The 18150-nt window shown below is 66.9% G+C and carries 16 protein-coding genes and 1 tRNA gene; 13 read left to right on the top strand and 4 right to left on the bottom strand.

Annotated features, from left to right (window positions below; all coding sequences use genetic code 11):
- Positions 1–7: 7 nt before the first annotated feature.
- From A5711_RS12990 to A5711_RS12955, 8 genes are all read left to right on the top strand, one after another.
- Positions 8–1579, top strand: coding sequence for a carboxyl transferase domain-containing protein (locus tag A5711_RS12990; protein ID WP_067947053.1), 1572 nt, complete (start codon positions 8–10; stop codon positions 1577–1579).
- 5 nt (positions 1580–1584) lie between these two features.
- On the top strand, positions 1585–3594 hold the full coding sequence (locus tag A5711_RS12985; RefSeq protein ID WP_067947163.1) for an acetyl/propionyl/methylcrotonyl-CoA carboxylase subunit alpha: 2010 nt from the start codon (positions 1585–1587) through the stop codon (positions 3592–3594).
- A complete protein-coding gene (locus tag A5711_RS12980; protein WP_067947051.1) occupies positions 3591–4757 on the top strand; it encodes an acyl-CoA dehydrogenase family protein in 1167 nt (388 codons plus the stop codon). The genes A5711_RS12985 and A5711_RS12980 overlap by 4 nt, the downstream gene beginning before the upstream one ends.
- Positions 4739–5251, top strand: a complete 513-nt coding sequence (locus A5711_RS12975) for a MaoC family dehydratase (protein WP_197520793.1) — start codon at positions 4739–4741, stop codon at positions 5249–5251. The genes A5711_RS12980 and A5711_RS12975 overlap by 19 nt, the downstream gene beginning before the upstream one ends.
- On the top strand, positions 5248–6069 hold the full coding sequence (locus A5711_RS12970) for a CoA ester lyase (protein ID WP_067947047.1): 822 nt from the start codon (positions 5248–5250) through the stop codon (positions 6067–6069). Before A5711_RS12975 ends, A5711_RS12970 begins: the two co-directional genes overlap by 4 nt.
- Before the next feature lie 263 nt (positions 6070–6332).
- Positions 6333–7448, top strand: coding sequence for a pyruvate dehydrogenase (acetyl-transferring) E1 component subunit alpha (gene pdhA, locus A5711_RS12965; RefSeq protein WP_067947045.1), 1116 nt, complete (start codon positions 6333–6335; stop codon positions 7446–7448).
- Positions 7432–8481 (top strand): 3-methyl-2-oxobutanoate dehydrogenase subunit beta, encoded by a 1050-nt coding sequence (bkdB, locus tag A5711_RS12960; protein WP_067947043.1) that lies wholly within the window; start codon positions 7432–7434, stop codon positions 8479–8481. Before pdhA ends, bkdB begins: the two co-directional genes overlap by 17 nt.
- Positions 8478–9641 carry a dihydrolipoamide acetyltransferase family protein gene (locus A5711_RS12955; RefSeq protein ID WP_067947041.1) on the top strand — a complete coding sequence of 388 codons (1164 nt, stop codon included), beginning with the start codon at positions 8478–8480 and terminating at the stop codon, positions 9639–9641. Before bkdB ends, A5711_RS12955 begins: the two co-directional genes overlap by 4 nt.
- Positions 9642–9645: 4 nt before the next feature.
- Here A5711_RS12955 and A5711_RS12950 read toward each other — a convergent pair whose 3' ends face one another.
- From A5711_RS12950 to A5711_RS12940, 3 genes are all read right to left on the bottom strand, one after another.
- The gene (locus A5711_RS12950; protein ID WP_067947039.1) at positions 9646–9930 is read right to left on the bottom strand and encodes a hypothetical protein; all 285 of its coding nucleotides are present in this window, start codon (positions 9928–9930) and stop codon (positions 9646–9648) included.
- A gap of 102 nt (positions 9931–10032) precedes the next feature.
- Positions 10033–10803, bottom strand: a complete 771-nt coding sequence (locus A5711_RS12945) for an enoyl-CoA hydratase (RefSeq protein ID WP_067947037.1) — start codon at positions 10801–10803, stop codon at positions 10033–10035.
- Between the two features lie 441 nt (positions 10804–11244).
- Positions 11245–11658 carry a hypothetical protein gene (locus tag A5711_RS12940; RefSeq protein ID WP_067947036.1) on the bottom strand — a complete coding sequence of 138 codons (414 nt, stop codon included), beginning with the start codon at positions 11656–11658 and terminating at the stop codon, positions 11245–11247.
- 409 nt (positions 11659–12067) lie between these two features.
- Here A5711_RS12940 and A5711_RS12935 point away from each other — a divergent pair, with 409 nt between their 5' ends.
- The 4 genes from A5711_RS12935 (at position 12068) to A5711_RS12920 (ending at position 16555) form a co-directional block, all read left to right on the top strand.
- On the top strand, positions 12068–12760 hold the full coding sequence (locus tag A5711_RS12935; protein ID WP_067947033.1) for a type 1 glutamine amidotransferase domain-containing protein: 693 nt from the start codon (positions 12068–12070) through the stop codon (positions 12758–12760).
- 108 nt (positions 12761–12868) lie between these two features.
- On the top strand, positions 12869–14332 hold the full coding sequence (locus A5711_RS12930) for a biotin carboxylase (RefSeq protein WP_067947031.1): 1464 nt from the start codon (positions 12869–12871) through the stop codon (positions 14330–14332).
- Entirely contained in the window at positions 14329–15507 is a 1179-nt protein-coding gene (locus tag A5711_RS12925) for a serine hydrolase domain-containing protein (protein ID WP_067947029.1), read from the top strand. Before A5711_RS12930 ends, A5711_RS12925 begins: the two co-directional genes overlap by 4 nt.
- A gap of 121 nt (positions 15508–15628) precedes the next feature.
- Positions 15629–16555, top strand: coding sequence for a cyclopropane mycolic acid synthase family methyltransferase (locus A5711_RS12920; protein ID WP_067947027.1), 927 nt, complete (start codon positions 15629–15631; stop codon positions 16553–16555).
- 71 nt (positions 16556–16626) lie between these two features.
- On the opposite strand, the gene A5711_RS12915 is transcribed toward A5711_RS12920, so the two are convergent.
- Positions 16627–16700, bottom strand: a tRNA-Arg gene (locus tag A5711_RS12915).
- Between the two features lie 187 nt (positions 16701–16887).
- Between A5711_RS12915 and A5711_RS12910 the strand changes: the two genes are divergently transcribed.
- Positions 16888–18132 carry an alpha/beta hydrolase gene (locus tag A5711_RS12910; RefSeq protein ID WP_067947026.1) on the top strand — a complete coding sequence of 415 codons (1245 nt, stop codon included), beginning with the start codon at positions 16888–16890 and terminating at the stop codon, positions 18130–18132.
- The last annotated feature ends 18 nt before the right edge of the window (positions 18133–18150 follow it).

Genomic DNA, 18150 nt, shown 5'->3' with positions numbered 1-18150 from the left:
ATCCGTGATGACCGCGCCATCGTTCGCCGATGAGCACCGCCGGCTGGTCGGTGAGTTGAACGCCAGGCTGGCGGCCGCCGCACTGGGCGGCAATGAGCGCGCGCGGGAGCGCCACGTCAGCCGCGGCAAGCTGCTGCCGCGCGAACGGGTGGATCGACTGCTGGATCCGGGCAGCCCGTTCTTGGAGCTCGCCCCACTGGCCGCCAACGGCATGTACGACGACGAGTCTCCGGGCGCCGGGATCATCACCGGGATCGGCCGGGTGTCGGGGCGCGAGTGTGTGATCGTCGCCAACGACGCCACGGTCAAGGGCGGCACCTACTACCCGATGACGGTCAAAAAGCACCTGCGCGCACAGGAAGTCGCACTGCAGAATCGCTTGCCCTGCATCTACCTGGTGGACTCAGGCGGCGCGTTCCTGCCGCGCCAGGACGAGGTGTTTCCCGACCGCGAGCACTTCGGCCGGATCTTTTACAACCAGGCGACCATGAGCGCCAAAGAAATCCCACAGGTCGCCGCCGTCCTCGGATCGTGCACGGCGGGCGGCGCCTATGTGCCGGCCATGAGCGACGAGGCCGTGATCGTCCGCGAACAGGGGACCATCTTTCTCGGCGGCCCGCCGCTGGTGAAGGCTGCGACCGGCGAGATCGTCTCGGCCGAAGACCTCGGCGGCGGCGACCTGCACTCGCGGGTCTCCGGGGTCACCGACCACCTTGCCGACGACGACGAGCACGCGCTGCGGATCGTGCGCGCAATCGTGGCCACGTTCGGTCCGCGCGAGCCCAGCCAATGGGACGTGCTGCCGTCGGTCGAGCCCAAGCACACACAAACCGGGCTCTACGACGTCGTGCCGCCGGATCCGCGCGTGCCGTACGACGTGCACGAGGTCATCCTGCGGCTGGTCGACGGCAGCGAATTCAGCGAATTCAAGGCCAACTACGGCAAGACACTGGTGACCGCCTTCGCGCGCATTCACGGGCATCCCGTCGGCATCGTCGCCAACAACGGCGTGCTGTTCAGCGAATCCGCTTTGAAGGGAGCCCATTTCATCGAGCTGTGCGACAAGCGCAAGATCCCGCTGCTGTTTCTGCAGAACATCGCCGGGTTCATGGTCGGCCGCGACTACGAGGCAGGCGGCATCGCCAAGCACGGCGCCAAGATGGTGACCGCGGTGGCCTGTGCACGGGTGCCCAAGCTGACCGTCGTGATCGGCGGATCGTATGGGGCGGGCAACTATTCGATGTGCGGACGGGCGTACTCCCCGCGCTTCCTGTGGATGTGGCCCAATGCGCGCATCTCGGTCATGGGTGGCGAGCAGGCCGCCTCGGTGCTGGCCACGGTGCGCGGTGAGCAACTCGCGGCTTCGGGCAAACCGTGGCCGCCGGACGAGGAAGAAGCGTTCAAAGCGCCCATCCGTGCACAATACGAGGACCAGGGCAACCCGTACTATTCGACTGCGCGCCTCTGGGACGACGGCATCATCGACCCCGCTGACACCAGAACGGTTGTTGGGCTTGCGCTTTCGGTATGTGCCCACGCCCCGTTGGAGCCGGTCTCCTACGGCGTCTTCCGGATGTGATGACGATGTTTGAAACCGTATTGGTGGCCAACCGCGGCGAGATCGCGGTCCGGGTGATGCGGACCCTGCGCCGGCTGGGTATCCGGTCGGTGGCGGTGTACAGCGACCCCGACGCGAACGCCCGTCATGTCCTGGAGGCCGACACGGCCGTCCGACTGGGTCCCGCCGCCGCCCGCGAGAGCTACCTCGACATCGGCAAGGTGCTCGATGCGGCGGAACGCACCGGGGCTCAGGCGATCCATCCCGGCTACGGATTCCTCTCGGAGAACGCCGAATTCGCCGCCGCCTGCGAGCGTGCCGGCGTGGTGTTCCTCGGCCCGCCGGCACGGGCGATCCAGGTGATGGGCGACAAGATCACCGCCAAGAACGCGGTCGCCGCCTTCGACGTGCCGGTGGTCCCCGGTGTGGCCAAGCCCGGGCTGAGCGACGACGAATTGGTCGCGGCCGCCGAAGAAGTCGGATATCCAGTGCTGATCAAGCCGTCGGCGGGCGGTGGCGGCAAGGGCATGCGGCTGGTGGACGACCCGAGCCGGCTGCGCGATGCCCTGCGGGGCGCCCGGCGGGAGGCGGCGTCGTCCTTCGGCGACGACACCTTGTTCCTCGAGCGATTCGTCTTGCGCCCCAGGCATATCGAAGTGCAGGTGCTCGCCGACACCCACGGCAATGTGGTGCACCTCGGCGAGCGCGAGTGCAGCCTGCAACGGCGCCACCAGAAGGTGATCGAGGAGGCGCCCTCGCCGTTGCTCGACCCGCAGACCCGCGCCCGCATCGGGGCGGCGGCCTGCAACACCGCCCGCAGTGTCGATTACGTCGGCGCGGGGACGGTGGAGTTCATCGTGTCCGCCGACCGGCCGGACGAGTTCTTCTTCATGGAGATGAACACCCGGCTTCAGGTGGAGCACCCGGTCACCGAAGCGGTTACCGGCCTGGATCTGGTGGAGTGGCAACTCCGGGTGGCCGCGGGCGAGAAGCTGGGGTTTGCGCAGGACGACATCGAACTGCGGGGCCACGCGATCGAGGCCCGGGTGTACGCCGAGGATCCCGCGCGGGGATTCCTGCCCACCGGCGGTCGGGTCCTGCACGTTGCCGAACCCTCGGGCGCCGGCGTGCGGGTGGACTCGTCGCTGCTGGCGGGCACGCTGGTCGGCAGTGACTACGACCCGATGCTGAGCAAGGTGATCGCCCACGGGGAGGACCGCGACGAGGCGCTGGCGAGACTCGACGGGGCACTGGCGCGGACCGCAATCCTGGGTGTGCAGACCAACATCGAGTTCCTCCGGTTCCTGCTCGCCGACGAGCGAGTGCGAGCTGGTGACCTGGACACGGCGCTGCTGGACGAGCGGGTGGCGGACTTCGCGCCGCTGCCGGCGCCCGACGACGTACTCGCCGCCGGCGGCCTCTTTCGCCAGTGGGCGCTGGACCGTCGTGCCGCGGGCAACCCGTGGGCGGCGCCGACCGGATGGCGGGTCGGAGGCGCGCCGGCCCCCGTCCGCACCGAAATGCAGACGCCGCTGCGCAGTGAGACCGTGTCGGTATGGGGACCACCGAGCGACGCCCGGGTGCAGGTCGGTGGTGCGGGTGAGATCTTCACGGCGAGCGCGCAAGTGGACGGTGCGAGGCTGGACGTCACGTTGGCCGGGGTGCGCCGCGAATACCGATGGGCGGAGGCGGACCGTCACCTCTGGATTGCCGACGAGCGGGGAGCGTGGCACCTGCGCGAAGCCGAGGAGCACAAGATCCACCGCGCGGCCGGTACGCAACAGGCCGAGATCCTCAGCCCGATGCCCGGCAGTGTGATCGCGGTCCAGGCCGCTTCGGGCGCCGACGTAGCCGAGGGCGACGTGGTGGTGGTCGTGGAGGCCATGAAGATGGAACACTCGCTCTCCGCGCCGGTTTCGGGACGAGTGGAGCTCTTGGTGTCCGTCGGCGATCAGGTCACCGTTGACCAGGTGCTGGCCCGGCTGGTTCCCGAAGAGCCCGAAGCAGCAGCCGATTCGAGTAAGGACGAAACATGACTACATCGATCACCGCGGGAACGCTACCCAAGGAATACCAAGATCTTCGTGGCACGGTGGCCGAGTTCGCGCGCACCGTGGTCGCCCCCGTATCGGCCAAACACGATGAAGAGCACAGCTTCCCGTACGAGGTCGTCGCCAAGATGGGCGAGATGGGTTTGTTCGGCCTGCCGTTCCCGGAAGAGTACGGCGGTATGGGCGGTGACTACTTCGCGCTGTCGCTGGCACTCGAGGAACTCGGCAAGGTCGACCAGTCGGTGGCGATCACGCTGGAGGCCGGCGTCAGCCTGGGCGCAATGCCGATCTACCGCTTCGGCTCCGAGGAACAGAAAGCCAACTGGCTGCCGGACCTGACGGCCGGCCGGGCGCTGGCCGCCTTCGGGCTGACCGAGCCGGGCGCCGGCTCCGATGCGGGCGCCACCCGGACCACGGCCCGGCTCGACGGCGGCGAGTGGGTGATCAACGGCAGCAAGCAGTTCATCACCAACTCCGGTACCGACATCACGAAGCTGGTCACCGTCACCGCGGTCACCGGCACCGTCGCAGACGGGAAGAAGGAGATCTCGACGATCGTCGTGCCCAGCGGCACAGCGGGATTCACCGTCGAACCGGTCTACAGCAAGGTCGGTTGGAACGCCTCGGACACCCACCCGTTGAGCTTCGCCGACGCCCGCGTGCCGGAGGAGAACCTGCTGGGCCCCCGCGGCACCGGCTACGCGAACTTCCTGTCCATCCTGGACGAGGGCCGCATCGCGATCGCCGCGCTGGCGACCGGTGCCGCCCAGGGCTGTGTCGACGAGAGCGTCAAGTACGCCAAGGAACGCCAGTCGTTCGGCCAGCCGATCGGGTCCTACCAGGCGATCAGCTTCAAGATCGCGCGGATGGAGGCACGCGCTCACGTCGCCCGCACGGCGTATTACGACGCGGCCGCAAAGATGTTGGCCGGCAAGTCATTCAAGAAGGAGGCGGCCATCGCGAAGATGATCTCGTCGGAAGCGGCCATGGACAACGCGCGCGACGCCACCCAGATCCACGGCGGGTACGGCTTCATGAACGAGTATCCCGTGGCGCGTCACTATCGCGACAGCAAGATCCTCGAAATCGGTGAGGGGACCACGGAGGTGCAACTGATGCTCATCGCGCGATCGCTGGGGCTGTCGTGAGCGGAGGCAAATCAATCATCCAGCGCGGCCTGTGGTTCGAGGAATTTGAGATCGGCACGACGTACCTACACCGGCCCGGCCGTACCATCACCGAGGCCGACAACGTCTTGTTCACCACGCTGACCATGAACACCCAGTCGTTGCACCTGGATGCGGCGTGGGCCGCCGAGCAGCCCGGCTTTCGGGGCGAGCGGCTGGTGAATTCGATGTTCACCCTGTCCACCCTCGTGGGGTTGTCCGTCTCGCAGCTGACGCTGGGCACTATCGTGGCCAACCTCGGATTCTCCGAGGTCTCGTTCCCCAAGCCGGTCTTCCACGGGGACACGCTCTACGCGGAGACCGTGTGCACCGCCAAGCGCGAGTCGAAGAGCCGGCCCGGCGAAGGGATCGTCACCCTCGAGCACACCGGGCGCAACCAGCACGGCGACGTAGTGGCACGGGCCGTTCGCACAACTCTGGTCCAGAAACGCCCCAGCGACGAGGAGCCCGAGTGAACCTGCAAGCCGCCGGCCCGGCCTGGCTGTTCTGCCCTGCGGACCGCCCCGAGCGGTTCGCGAAGGCCGCCGCCGCGGCCGACGTGGTGATCCTCGACCTCGAGGACGGCGTGGCCGAGGCGGACAAACCCGCCGCGCGCAAGGCGCTGCGGGAGACCCCGCTGAATCCCGAACGCACCGTGGTGCGCGTCAACGCGGCCGGCACCGAAGAGCACGGCCGCGACCTGGAAGCGCTGGCCGAGACCCCCTACACGGCGGTGATGCTCTCCAAGACGGAGTCGGCCGCGCAGGTCTCCGCGCTGGCGCCGCGTGACGTCATCGCGCTGATCGAGACTCCTCGTGGGGCGGTGTTCAGCACCGAGATCGCCGCCGCGGAGGGGACCGTCGCGCTGATGTGGGGCGCCGAGGATCTCGTCGCGGCCCTCGGCGGCAGCTCCAGCCGCTTGGCCGACGGCACCTACCGCGACTTCGCCCGCCACGTCCGGTCCACGGTCCTGCTCGCGGCGTCCACCTTCGGCCGGGTCGCGCTCGACGCGGTGCATTTGGACATCCGCGACATCGACGGATTACGGGCGGAAGCCGACGACGCCGTCGCGGTGGGTTTCCACGGGACGGTCTGCATCCACCCGACCCAGGTCCCGGTCGTGCGCGACGCCTACCGCCCCAGCGCCGAGAAAGTCGACTGGGCGCGAAGGGTATTGGAGGCGGCGCGGTCCGAGCGCGGCGTCTTCGCGTTCGAGGGACAGATGGTGGACTCGCCGGTGCTCAAGCATGCGGAGATGCTGGTGCGCCGGGCGGAGCAGTCCGCCACCGGGTGAATCTCCCGAAAGCGGCATCACCCGCGCTATCGAAATCGCAGTCTTCCATTGGTCGCAAGCACCGGCCGGCTTCCGTTCGACCCGTTGCGCCGCTCGGCGCGACACGTTCGCGATCACCGCGGTCTGTTCTCTTTCGAGCGCATAATGGTGAGTACGCCAGTGTCGCGGCGAGCGGAGCCTTTCGTGTAGCTGGCGATCGACTTCGGCTCGCGCTAGGTCCCGGCTGAGGCTGTGGCCCTGCGGCACCGAGGTAGGGAGACGGTATGGCGACGGTGCCTCAACTGCCGATGAGCGTCGACCTCGAGCCGGTGCAACTCGTCGCCGCGGATGGGACTCCCACGCCCGAACGCCGCTATGTCCGTGACCTTCGCGCGGAGACACTGTGCTGGCTCTACGAAATGATGGTGGTCACCCGCGAACTGGACACCGAGTTCGTCAACCTGAAGCGCCAGGGAGAGTTGGCGTTGTTCGCGTCGTGCCGCGGCCAGGAGGCCGCCCAGGTGGGCGCGGCGGCCTGTCTGCGCAAAACAGACTGGCTGTTCCCGCAATACCGGGAGCTCGGCGTCTATCTAGTGCGTGGCATCCCGCCCGGCCACGTCGGCGCGGTGTGGCGCGGAACCTGGCATGGCGGACTGGAATTCACCAAGAAGTGCTGCGCCCCGACCTCGATTCCGATCGGCACCCAGACCCTGCACGCCGTCGGGGCGGCTATGGCCGCGCAACGCCTCGGCGAGGATTCGGTGACGGTGGCCTTCCTCGGCGACGGCGCTACCAGCGTGGGCGACGTACATGAGGCACTGAACTTCGCGGCCGTGTTCGCCACACCCTGCGTGTTCTTCGTGCAGAACAACCAATGGGCGATCTCGGTGCCGATCCACAAACAGACCGCGGCACCATCCATCGCGCACAAGGCAATCGGGTACGGCATGCCCGGAATCCGGGTGGACGGCAATGACGTGCTGGCCTGCTACGCGGTGATGGCCGAGGCAGCCGCCCGCGCCCGGGCCGGCGGCGGCCCGACCCTGATCGAGGCGGTCACCTATCGGCTCGGACCGCACACCACATCGGATGATCCCAGCCGCTACCGGACCCAGGAGGAGGTGGACCGCTGGTCGGCGCTCGACCCGATCCCGCGCTACCGCACCTACCTGCAGAACCAGGGCCTGTGGTCGAACCGCCTGGAGGACCGCGTCGCCGCCCGCTCCAAGCGGATGCGCGCCGAACTGCGCGATGCCGTGTTCGGCGCAGCCGATTTCGACATCGACGAGGTGTTCACCACGGTATACGCCGAGATCACGCCCGGGCTGCACGCCCAACGCCAAGCGCTGCGGGCCGAACTCGACCGAAGCGATGGGGGCCCCAATGACTCAGCTTGCTGATCGCCCGGCGAGTCCCGACGCCACCCGAACCGCCGCAACGGAGAACGTCGGCGCGCAGTCCCTGACCATGGTGCAGGCGCTCAACCGTGCTCTGCATGACGCGATGGCCGCCGACGACCGGGTGCTGGTGTTCGGCGAAGACGTCTCGGTCGAGGGCGGGGTGTTCCGGGTCACCGAAGGGCTGGCCCAAACGTTCGGCGAGCAGCGCTGTTTCGACACGCCACTGGCAGAATCCGCCATCATCGGGATTGCGGTGGGACTGGCGCTCCGCGGTTTCGTGCCGGTGCCGGAAATTCAGTTCGACGGCTTTTCCTACCCGGCCTTCGATCAGGTGGTCAGTCATCTGGCGAAGTACCGCACCCGCACTCGCGGCGAGATCAACATGCCGGTGACGGTGCGGATCCCGTCCTTCGGCGGAATCGGTGCCGCCGAACACCATTCGGACTCCACCGAATCATATTGGGCGCATACCGCGGGGCTGAAGGTGGTGGTCCCCTCCAACCCGGCCGACGCCTACTGGCTGCTTCGCCATGCGATCTCGTGTCCCGACCCGGTGATGTATCTCGAGCCGAAGCGCCGCTATCAGGTCCGTGGCACCGTCGACACCGAGCGGCCCGAACCGCCGATCGGACGGGCCGCGGTGCGCCGGCCGGGCTCCGACGTCACCGTCGTGACATACGGCAGCTTGGTCAGCACCGCGGTCGGCGCCGCGGAAGAGGCTCAGCGGCAACGTGGTTGGGAGCTGGAGGTCATCGACCTGAGGTCACTGGTTCCGCTGGACTTCGATACGGTGGCGGCGTCGATTCACCGGACCGGACGCTGTGTGGTGATGCACGAGGGGCCGCGCAGCCTGGGATACGGCGCCGGGTTGGCCGCCCGGATCCAAGAGGAGATGTTCTACGAACTGGAGGCGCCGGTATTGCGCGCCTGCGGCTTTGACACTCCATACCCGCCGGCGCGGCTCGAGCGATTGTGGTTACCGGGGCCCGATCGGCTGCTGGACTGCGTCGAGCGCGCGTTGGGGCAGCCATGAGCGCCGACGAGCGGGTCAAGTCGTTCCGGGTTCCCGACCTCGGTGAGGGATTACAGGAAGTGACGGTGACGCACTGGAACGTCGCCGCGGGCGACGACGTCGGGCTCAACCAGGTGCTGTGCTCCGTCGAGACCGCCAAGGCGGAGGTGGAACTGCCCAGCCCGTACGCGGGGCGCATCGTCGAAACCCACGGCGGCGAAGGCGATGTGCTCCCGGTGGGCGCGGTGCTGGTCCGCATCGACACCGCACCGCTCAACGGCGACACCCCAGCGGCCTCCGGGCAGGTACCCACGTTGGTCGGCTACGGCGCGGACGCCGGCATCGACGTCAGCCGGCGGAGCGGCCGACCGCGCGCCGCCCCGCCCACCCGCAAATTGGCCAAGGAGCTGATGGTCGACCTGCGCTCGCTGCAGCGCGATCCCGACGCCATCATCACCCGTGCGGACGTGCTAGCGGCGGCTGACCAGAACGGGGCCGACGTTCGACCGGTCCGCGGCGTGCACGCCCGGATGGCCGACAAGATGACGGCGTCGCACCGGGAGATCCCGGCCGCCAAAGTCAGCGTCGCGGTTGACTGCACCGAGTTGTTGAGCCTGTCCGACCTGGCGTCGGCAAAGCAGAGGATCACGCCGTTCGTCCTGACAATGCGAATGCTGGTAATTGCGCTGCGTCACAACGAAATACTCAACTCGACGTGGGTCGACTCGCCCGAGGGCCCGCAGATCCGCGTCGATCATCGAGTGCACCTGGGATTCGGAGTGGCCACCACGCGCGGGCTCCTGGTCCCCGTGATCACCGACGCGCACAACATGACCACCCGTGAATTGGCCACTCGGGCGGGCGAATTGATCGCCGGCGCGCGGGAAGGCACGCTCGCGCCGGGGGAGTTGCGTGGCTCCACCTTCACCGTTTCGAACTTCGGGGCACTGGGCGCCGACGACGGCGTGCCGGTGATCAACCATCCGGAAGCGGCCATCCTGGGGATGGGGTCGATCAAGCCGCGCCCGGTCGCCATCGGTGATCAGGTCTTGGTGCGCCCGACGATGACCCTGACGTGCGTGTTCGACCACCGCGTCGCCGACGGCGCTCAGGCGGCCCGGTTCGTCACCGAGCTGAGGGACCTGGTCGAGTCACCCGCGACCGCGCTGCTCGACCTTTAACCGCTCAGGGGTGCGGCGGTACGGGGCACCAGAACAGGCCGCAGTTGAAATTGGGCTGGTGGAAAGGCGGCGGGGGCGGGTGATTCGGCGGGTTCTCGGTGTCCCAGCACTGGTTCCAGTACTTGTTCTCGCCCCATGCCGGGTCCCACGGCTGATTGGGGCACCAGTAAACCCGCGGCGCGGGGGCTGGCTGGGCGTGGGCGGTGCCGGCGACCAGCGCGAATCCGGCCGTGGCGAGTCCGCTGGAGAGCAGCGCCCCGGCGGCGATGCGGGTGAGGGTGATGTTCACGCGATGTGTCCTTCGTCCATGCGCCATGTCGGTTGGCGTCGTCGCAGCAAGCACACAGCGTTCGCTCTGCTACCGATCCCAACCTGCTAGCCCATGATGGCACTACCGCCGCCGTGCCGCAGCCAGTCGCTGGGCAAATTCCGGCGACTGGATGGAGTAGGCCTGAGGGCCGAGCTCCGTGCGCATGGCGAAGACGTGTTGCTCGTGGTCGAGCGATCCCGGGCTGACGGTGGCGCGCATGGTGGCCTTCGTCGCCAGCACGACCTCGCGCGGTGCGGCCGCGGGCCCTGCGGCGAGCTCGAGCGCGGCGGCGACCGGATCGTCGGCGACGGAAAGCGCCAGGCCGTGGTGCACGGCGGCCTCAGCGTCGAAACGCATGCCGAAGAGCAGGGCGGCGCGGGCAACCTGCGGGCCCACCGACCGCTGCAGCATCCAGGTCGCACCGCCGCCGGGATGCAGCCCGAGCTTCTGGAATCGGGCGTCGAACAGTGCCGCCGGACCGGCGATGCGCACGTCGGCCGCCAGTGCGAGATTCAGACCCGCGCCGACGGCCGCGCCGTTGACCGCGGCGATGGTGGGCAGCCGGCAACTGCCGACGGCCATGAAGCCGTCGTAGAGCTGCTGCAGGCCCGCCTCGGCTTTGTCGCCGCCCGCTGCGCCGAGCGCACTGAGGTCCGCGCCGGCGCAGAAGGCCTTGCCGGCGCCGGTGACCACCAGGGCGTGCACGCCAGGATCGGCCTCGGCCCGCTCCACGGCGGCGCGCAGGTGCGCCGACATCTCGGCCGTCACCGCGTTGCGCCGGTCGGGGTCGTTGACGGTGATGAGTGCGACGCGATTCTCGACGGTGAACAAGACGAGGTCGGATTGGGCCATCGGGCACCTCCGCGGCTTGGGTTTGGCGGGTCCGGGCGACGCACGATGTTGTGCCGTCGGCTGCGACTCCGGGGCAGGGTTAGGGTACTGCGCGACCTGTTCGAGGATGGCAACCGGTGGAAGCGCGGTCGCTGCGGGTTTCGCCCAATCGGCACCGGCGGCAACCCTTTAAATGCCTTCGCATTCCGTCTTGACCGGCAGGGGATTTGCTCACCCTCAGGACGCGAGCGCTATTGGAGGTCGCGTACGGGCATTTCCAAAAAATGGTTGTGAAAGACGAATGCGTTTGTCTTTGGGTGCGCGAGACGACGCTCTAAAGGGTGCCCCGAGACGGCACGTCGTTAATGACGGGGATGTGATTCAGGGCCGTAATTGCGCCACCGCGCCTGACCCGAAGCCGCGAGACGCAACATGCATCGAGCCAGAGCCTTGCCTATTCGTTCACCCGCATTCGGGTCTTGCCAACTTCTTCGCGAGCTGATCGAGGGCCGCTTGGCGCCGCCTGACGGCGCATGCTCGTTGATCCCGCTGCGTCCCTTGGAGCACCGCGGTTGGCAACGCGTCATAGCGCAACCTCGTGTTCGCATAGTGGATTGCCGCATCGATCATTTCGATGTAGCGCTCCGCTTCATCCGCGGCGCATGTGCCCTCGATGCGCTGGATCTCGTCCCAACAGGGATAGGAGGAGTACCGGGCATCGAGCCGTTGCTGCGAAACCTGAGAACCGAAGTAGCCGCGCCAGTCTCGGCTTAGCCACCCCCGTGTCTTGACCTCAACTTTGATCCTGTTCCCCAGCCCGGCTACGAACTTGGGTTCTCCAACTCGCACTACCGGTTGCCAGTCGTCCGACGTCACATCGACCACCCCTCGAATAGAGACGCCCTAAGTCATAATCCCCCGTCAGCGTCATCTGCTCGCACGACACGCCAATTGTCGTTCCCTACCCGTCTATTTGGCAAACTTTTGGCGACAGTGGCATCGCGGCGCTTGTTAAGAGCCATTTACGCCGTTGTGTCTGGCGGCGCAGCGACCGTACGTGCCTGGCGATTGTCTCTGCCGTAATCGCCGTTATAAACACGCTCGGTTTTGGTCTGATCTCCGCGAACAGGCCCGTCGATCGCGATGGACGCGACCGACCGCCAGCGCGCGTGACCTGGTCTGGCAGCTCGGACCGGCGTCGTAGTCGCGGTTCGCGGTTGCACGCCAACGATGAGATGGGCGACGCTTGCATCAATGCATTGCGGGGCTAACGAGGGGAAGCGCGATGGCAAAGGTTCTGTTCGTCGTGACCGGCGCAAGTTACTGGACGCTCACGGATGGCACGAGGCATCCGACGGGTTATTGGGCCGAGGAGTTCGCCGCCCCGTACCGGGAGCTCACCAACGCCGGTCATGAGGTCACGGTGGCCACCCCGAAAGGTGTTGTGCCGCATGTGGATGTGATGAGCCTGCGTCCGTCGATGGCAGGCAGTGAAGAGATTGCCCGGGAACTGGAGGAGATCCTGCGCTCCGCAGACGAATTGCGCCGGCCGATCGAGTTGGCCGACGCCCGCCTCGAGGACTTTGACGCGGTCTACTACCCGGGCGGGCACGGGCCGATGGAGGACCTGTGGCAGGACGCGGACTCCGGCCGGCTGCTGACCGCGGCACTCGCGTCCGGCAAGCCGCTGGCCATCGTCTGTCACGCGCCGGTTGCGATGTTGGCGACCCGGCGAAACGGGGCATCGCCATTCGCCGGCTACAAGGTCACGGCTTACACCAACGACGAAGAGGACGCCGTCGGCCTGCGGGAGAAGGCGCCTTGGACCGCCGAGGACGAACTGGTGAAGCTGGGCGTCGACTTCACCCGCGGCGAGGTCTGGAAGCCCTATACGGTGAAAGATCGCAATCTGTTCACCGGCCAGAATCCCGCCTCCGCTGGACCTTTGGCGAAAGAGTTCATGAAGGAACTCCGTTAAGCGAGTGCCGCGGCCCAGGCGGGTCCACACTTATGGGATGAACGGATGTGATTGCATTGCCGACGCGCTGAGTGCGGCGCCCCTGTCCCCGGCGCGGGCTGCGTGAATATGGGCGGGCCCGAGCCGGGTCGCGTGCTCAACGGCCTCTCGGACATACGCGCGTTCTTCCACACCAACAAGGTGCCGCTGTACTTCATCTCGCCGACCCCGTTCAACCTGCTAGGTGTTGACCGTTGGATACGAAACTTCTTCTACCTGACCTACTTTGACTCTTTCGAGGGCACGCACTCGCGCGTGTTCGTGCCCCGGCGGCGCGACCGCCGTGATTTCGACTCGATGGACGAGGTGTGCAGCCACCTGCTGTCCGATCCCGAGACGCTCGAATTCATCGCGGGTAAAGGTCCGGGTGGCAAGTGCTGCTTTGTGATGATGAACGCGGAAATCCAGGCCCTCGCGCGGTCGGCGGGTCTGGAGGTCATGCACCCGCCGATCGAGCTGCGTGAGCGCCTCGGCTCCAAGATCGTCATGACACGCCTGGCTGATGAGGCGGGGGTGCCGAGTGTGCCCAACACGATCGGGCGGGCCGGCTCGTATGACGAGCTACTGAGGCTCGCCCAAGACGCCGGCTTGGGAGATGACCTCGTCATCTCGATCGCCTACGGCAACGCCGGCAGCGGGACGTTCTTTGTGCACGGTCAACGCGACTGGGACGAGAACGCGGGCAACCTGGTCGGGCAGGACCTCAAGGTTATGAAACGGATCCGCAATGTCGAGGTGTGCCTCGAGGGTGCCGTAACCCGCCACGGCACGGTGGTCGGCCCCGCGATGACAAGTCTCGTCGGTTATTCGGAGCTGACACCGAGCCGGGGCAGCTGGTGTGGCAACGACATCTGGCACGAGGTGCTGCCACCCGCCCAGACCCACGCCGCGCGAGAGATGGTGACAAAGCTGGGCGACGTCATGCGCCGCGAGGGTTACCTCGGCTACTTCGAGGTAGACCTTCTGCATGACCTCGACTCCGACGAGCTCTACCTTGGCGAAGTGAATCCGCGCCTGTCCGGCGCGAGCCCGATGACGAACCTGACCACCGAGGCCTACGCCGACATGCCGCTGTTTCTCTTTCACCTGCTCGAGTACATGGACGTCGAATACGAGCTCGACATCGACGAGATCAACGCGCGCTGGGAGCGGGGCTACGGCGAGGACGAGGTCTGGGGCCAGGTGATCCTCACCGAGACGTCGCCGGATATCGAGATCTTCACCGCGACGCCACGCACCGGGGTATGGCGCATCGATGACGACGGTCGGGTCTCTTTCTCGCGGACCGCCAACGACTGGGCCACGCTGCTCGACGGGTCCGAGGCCTTTTACATGAGGGTCGCCGCGCCCGGCGACTTACGGTCCGAGGGCGCCCAACTCGGCGTGCTCGTCACCCGCTCACACCTGCAGACGGACGATTATCAGCTGAGCGAGCGCTGCCAGCGCTGGGTCAAGGGCATGAAGGCCAAGTTCACCTCGACGCCCCTGACGCCCGCGGCGCCGATCGTCTCGCGACTCGTCGCGCGCGCGTGAGCCGCCCGGCCGGCATCTCACTGCACAACTGGCTGTCGCCGCCTTATGCGCGGTGGTCTTTCCAGCACGTCGAAGACATGGTGCCGACCGCGGTAATCCCCCGGGGGACGGGGCCTGTCGCGCGTCTGCCGGACGCCCGTGCTCCCCTGGCCGAAATTTCGGTGACCAACACCAACGGGACGGAGACCACCGTCGGCGCGGTAATGGCGGCCACCGTGACCGACGGGTGGGCCGTCGCACACCGCGGCTCGATGGTGGCCGAGGAGTACCGGGACGGCATGGAGGCCGGGACCCGGCACCTGCTGTTCTCGGTGAGCAAGTCGCTGGTGGCGGCCGTCGTCGGCGCGTTGCACGGATCCGGTGCCATCGAGTTGGACGCGCCGGTTACGAAATACGTTCCCGCCCTGGGGAACTGCGGCTACGCCGGCGCGACGGTGCGGCACCTGCTGGATATGAGGTCGGGCATCGCCTTCTCCGAGAACTACGATGACCCGGTCGCCGAGATCCACTGTCTCGACCAGGCGATGGGGTGGGCGCCCAAGAGCGGCCCAGACGTCCCCGCCACACTCCATGACTTTCTGCTGACCCTGCGGCGGAAGTCGGCTCACGGCGGTCCGTTCGAATATCGCTCGTGTGAAACGGACGTCCTGGGCTGGATCTGCGAGGTCGCCGCCGGCCAGCGGATGCCCACATTGATGTCGGAACTGCTGTGGAGTCGGATCGGAGCCCAAAGCGACGCCACCATTGCCGTCGACCCGGTCGGGACCGGGTTTTGCGACGGCGGCGTCAGCGCATGTCTCACCGACATGCTCCGGTTCGGGTCGCTGTTCTTGCGTGACGGCGTCTCGCTGACCGGGGAGCAAGTGGTGCCGACGGCGTGGATCGCCGACACCCTTGACGGCGGTCCCGACTCGCGTCAGGCGTTCGCAGCCAGCCCCGATCGCGACACCGATCTGCCCGGCGGGATGTACCGAAACCAGATGTGGTTCCCCTATCCGGGCAACAATGTTGTGCTGTCCCTGGGCATGTGCGGTCAGATGATTTATATCAACCGCGCCGCGGAGGTGGTGGCCGCCAAGGTGTCCACCCAGCCGCACTCCCACGAGCCGCACATGTTGGACACACTGCGGGCATTCGATGCGGTGGCAGGGGAACTGACAGGCATCGGCGGTTAGTGCCCCGCACCTGCGACCTCGGTGCAAGGCGCTTTTACCTAGACTTTTGTGGGTAAGGATCACTTTGACCACCGGAAAACCTTGGTCATCGGTATCCGCAGGGAAGTTAGGGGCGTTGTAGATGTCCGCTCAAGGGAACGCGGGAAGCGCACACCTGAAGCCGCCGGTCGAGAAGGTCCGGTCGCACTACGACAAATCGAACGAGTTCTTCAAGCTCTGGCTTGACCCGTCGATGACCTACAGCTGCGCCTACTTTGACGAACATCCCGACCCGCAGAATCTGACCAAGACGCTGGAGGAGGCGCAGTACGCCAAGCGCAAGCTGTCGCTGGACAAGCTGAACCTCGAGCCCGGCATGACGCTGCTCGACATCGGCTGCGGCTGGGGTTCGACGATGCGGCACGCGGTGGCCGAGTACGACGTCAACGTCATCGGTCTGACGCTGAGCGAGAACCAGTACGTACACGACGTGGAGAAGTTCAAAGAGATCGACAGTCCCCGCCGCATGGAGGTGCGGATCCAGGGCTGGGAGGAATTCCCCGACGAACCGATTGACCGGATCGTGTCGCTGGGCGCGTTCGAGCATTTCGCCGACGGAGCGGGCGATGCCGGATACGAGCGTTACGCCGTCTTCTTCAAGAAGTTTTACGACCTGCTGCCCGACGACGGCCGGATGCTGCTGCATTCGATCGTGGTGCCCACCACCGAGGAGGTCAACGCGCTCGGCTTGAAGACGACGATGACCCTGCTGCGGTTCATCAGCTTCATCCTCAAGGAAATCTTCCCGGGCGGGAGGCTGCCCCAGGTGCACCAGATCGACCGGTATGCGACGGAGGCGGGATTCAACATCGAGCGCCATCACTTCATCGGGAAGAACTACGTCCCTACGTTGACGACCTGGGCGGACGCTCTCGAGGCGCACAAAGACGAGGCGATCTCGTTGAAGGGGCAGGAGACCTACGACATCTACATGCACTACCTGCGGGGGTGCTCTGACCTGTTCCGCGACGGCTACACCAACGTCTGCCAGTTCACGATGGTCAAGTAGTCGGCGGGTGCGAGGTCAGGTATCCGCCGAAGTAGGCGTCAGGCACCAGCCGAGGTAATACACGCTGCGGGTGCCCCCGGCACGACTCGAACGTGCGACCTAGGGATTAGAAGGCCCTTGCTCTATCCACCTGAGCTACGGAGGCAATGTGCAGGTCAGTCTATTCCAACGGCGTGTCGGGATACGACTCGCCGCCGCGACGCGCGCGAAAAGCGTTCCCGCGCCACGGTTATCGGCTATGGTTGGGACCCTCGACACACGTACAACACCGGCCGGTAATCGGCCGTTTACCGCAACGAGGCGTGTGCAGATCGTCGAGGGGTGGCGTTGCTATGAGCGTGACCATGCACCTGACTTCGCGGTGCTCATGGGCTGGTACCCAGGCAGCACGCCTGGCGGCCGATGCGATGGATGCCTATCGGGCCGGCACGCTGTTGCTGCGCGGTTCGCCGTTCGCGCTGGGCTGCCTCGTGGGCTGGCTTTCCACGGAGTTTCCACCGCACGTCGTGACCGGGCACGCGTTGTCGCGGGTCGCGCACCCGTCCATCGGCCGCGTCGGCACATCCTGGGCGGCCCAGCGGGCGGATAGGGCGCTGACCGGCGCGCTCGAGGAGTCGTTCGGTCCGGACTTCCGCGAGCAGGTATGCCACCCGGCCGGCATCAAGCCAGTCTGCGCGCCGCGCAGCGGCGTGTTGAACAGGCCCGGGCCGCATCGCCGGTACGCGGCGCAGACGTCGAACATCCCCTACGGTCCGGCTGGTCGCGACAACCTGCTCGACATCTGGCGCCGCCATGACCTGGCGCCGGGGCGGCGGGCGCCGGTGCTGATCCAGGTCCCGGGCGGGGCGTGGACCGTCGGCGACAAACGAGTGCAGGCCTACACGCTGATGAGCCGCATGGCCGAACTCGGCTGGATCTGCGTCTCGATCAACTACTGCAAGAGCCCGCGTTCGACGTTTCCCGCGCACCTCATCGACGTGAAGAGGGCGATCGCGTGGGTCCGCCAAAACATCGCCGACTACGGGGGTGATCCCGACTTCATCGCGATCACCGGCGGCTCGGCCGGCGGACACCTGGCCTCGCTGGCCGCGCTTACCCCGAACGACCCGGCGTTCCAACCCGGATTCGAAGGCGCCGACACGACGGTTCAGGCCGTCGCGCCCTATTACGGCGTGTACGACTTCACCGACTTCGAGAACATGCACGACTTGATGCTGCCGTTCCTGGAGCAGTTCGTGATGAAGGCCCGCTACACCGACGACCCCGAGCGGTTCAGGGCGGCGTCACCGGTCAACTACGTTCACGGCGACGCGCCGCCCTTCTTCGTGTTGCACGGCGAGAAGGACGAGTTGGTCCCCAGTGGCCAGGCCCGGGGTTTCTGCGCGGCGTTGCGCGCCGCCGGCGCCACGGTGGCCCACGCGGAGCTCGCCAATGCCCACCACGCGTTCGACATCCTCTCGACGGTCCGCTCGCGGCTGGCCGCGGACGCCGTCGCCGATTTCTTGGGTGTCATCTACGGCCGGCGCGTCAGCTCCCTGCTGGACTTGGACCAGCTGGCGGCCATACCGGCCAGCTGAGCCCGGGCCCCACGTCAC

The sequence above is a fragment of the Mycobacterium sp. E2238 genome, assembly GCF_001672665.1.
Classification (GTDB): Bacteria; Actinomycetota; Actinomycetes; order Mycobacteriales; family Mycobacteriaceae; genus Mycobacterium.
The sequence above is the reverse complement of the archived record's forward strand: the minus strand, read 5'-3'. Positions and strand labels throughout refer to the sequence as shown.

What these genes read in the sequence shown, in the direction of transcription:
- bkdB (WP_067947043.1), top strand. Translation starts at nt 7,432, where the DNA reads ATGACTCAGCTTGCTGATCGCCCGGCGAGTCCCGACGCCACCCGAACC.
- A5711_RS12985 (WP_067947163.1), top strand. Translation starts at nt 1,585, where the DNA reads ATGTTTGAAACCGTATTGGTGGCCAACCGCGGCGAGATCGCGGTCCGG.
- pdhA (WP_067947045.1), top strand. Translation starts at nt 6,333, where the DNA reads ATGGCGACGGTGCCTCAACTGCCGATGAGCGTCGACCTCGAGCCGGTG.
- A5711_RS12980 (WP_067947051.1), top strand. Translation starts at nt 3,591, where the DNA reads ATGACTACATCGATCACCGCGGGAACGCTACCCAAGGAATACCAAGAT.
- A5711_RS12930 (WP_067947031.1), top strand. Translation starts at nt 12,869, where the DNA reads ATGGGCGGGCCCGAGCCGGGTCGCGTGCTCAACGGCCTCTCGGACATA.
- A5711_RS12910 (WP_067947026.1), top strand. Translation starts at nt 16,888, where the DNA reads ATGAGCGTGACCATGCACCTGACTTCGCGGTGCTCATGGGCTGGTACC.
- A5711_RS12935 (WP_067947033.1), top strand. Translation starts at nt 12,068, where the DNA reads ATGGCAAAGGTTCTGTTCGTCGTGACCGGCGCAAGTTACTGGACGCTC.
- A5711_RS12920 (WP_067947027.1), top strand. Translation starts at nt 15,629, where the DNA reads ATGTCCGCTCAAGGGAACGCGGGAAGCGCACACCTGAAGCCGCCGGTC.
- A5711_RS12945 (WP_067947037.1), bottom strand. Translation starts at nt 10,803, where the DNA reads ATGGCCCAATCCGACCTCGTCTTGTTCACCGTCGAGAATCGCGTCGCA.
- A5711_RS12990 (WP_067947053.1), top strand. Translation starts at nt 8, where the DNA reads ATGACCGCGCCATCGTTCGCCGATGAGCACCGCCGGCTGGTCGGTGAG.
- A5711_RS12955 (WP_067947041.1), top strand. Translation starts at nt 8,478, where the DNA reads ATGAGCGCCGACGAGCGGGTCAAGTCGTTCCGGGTTCCCGACCTCGGT.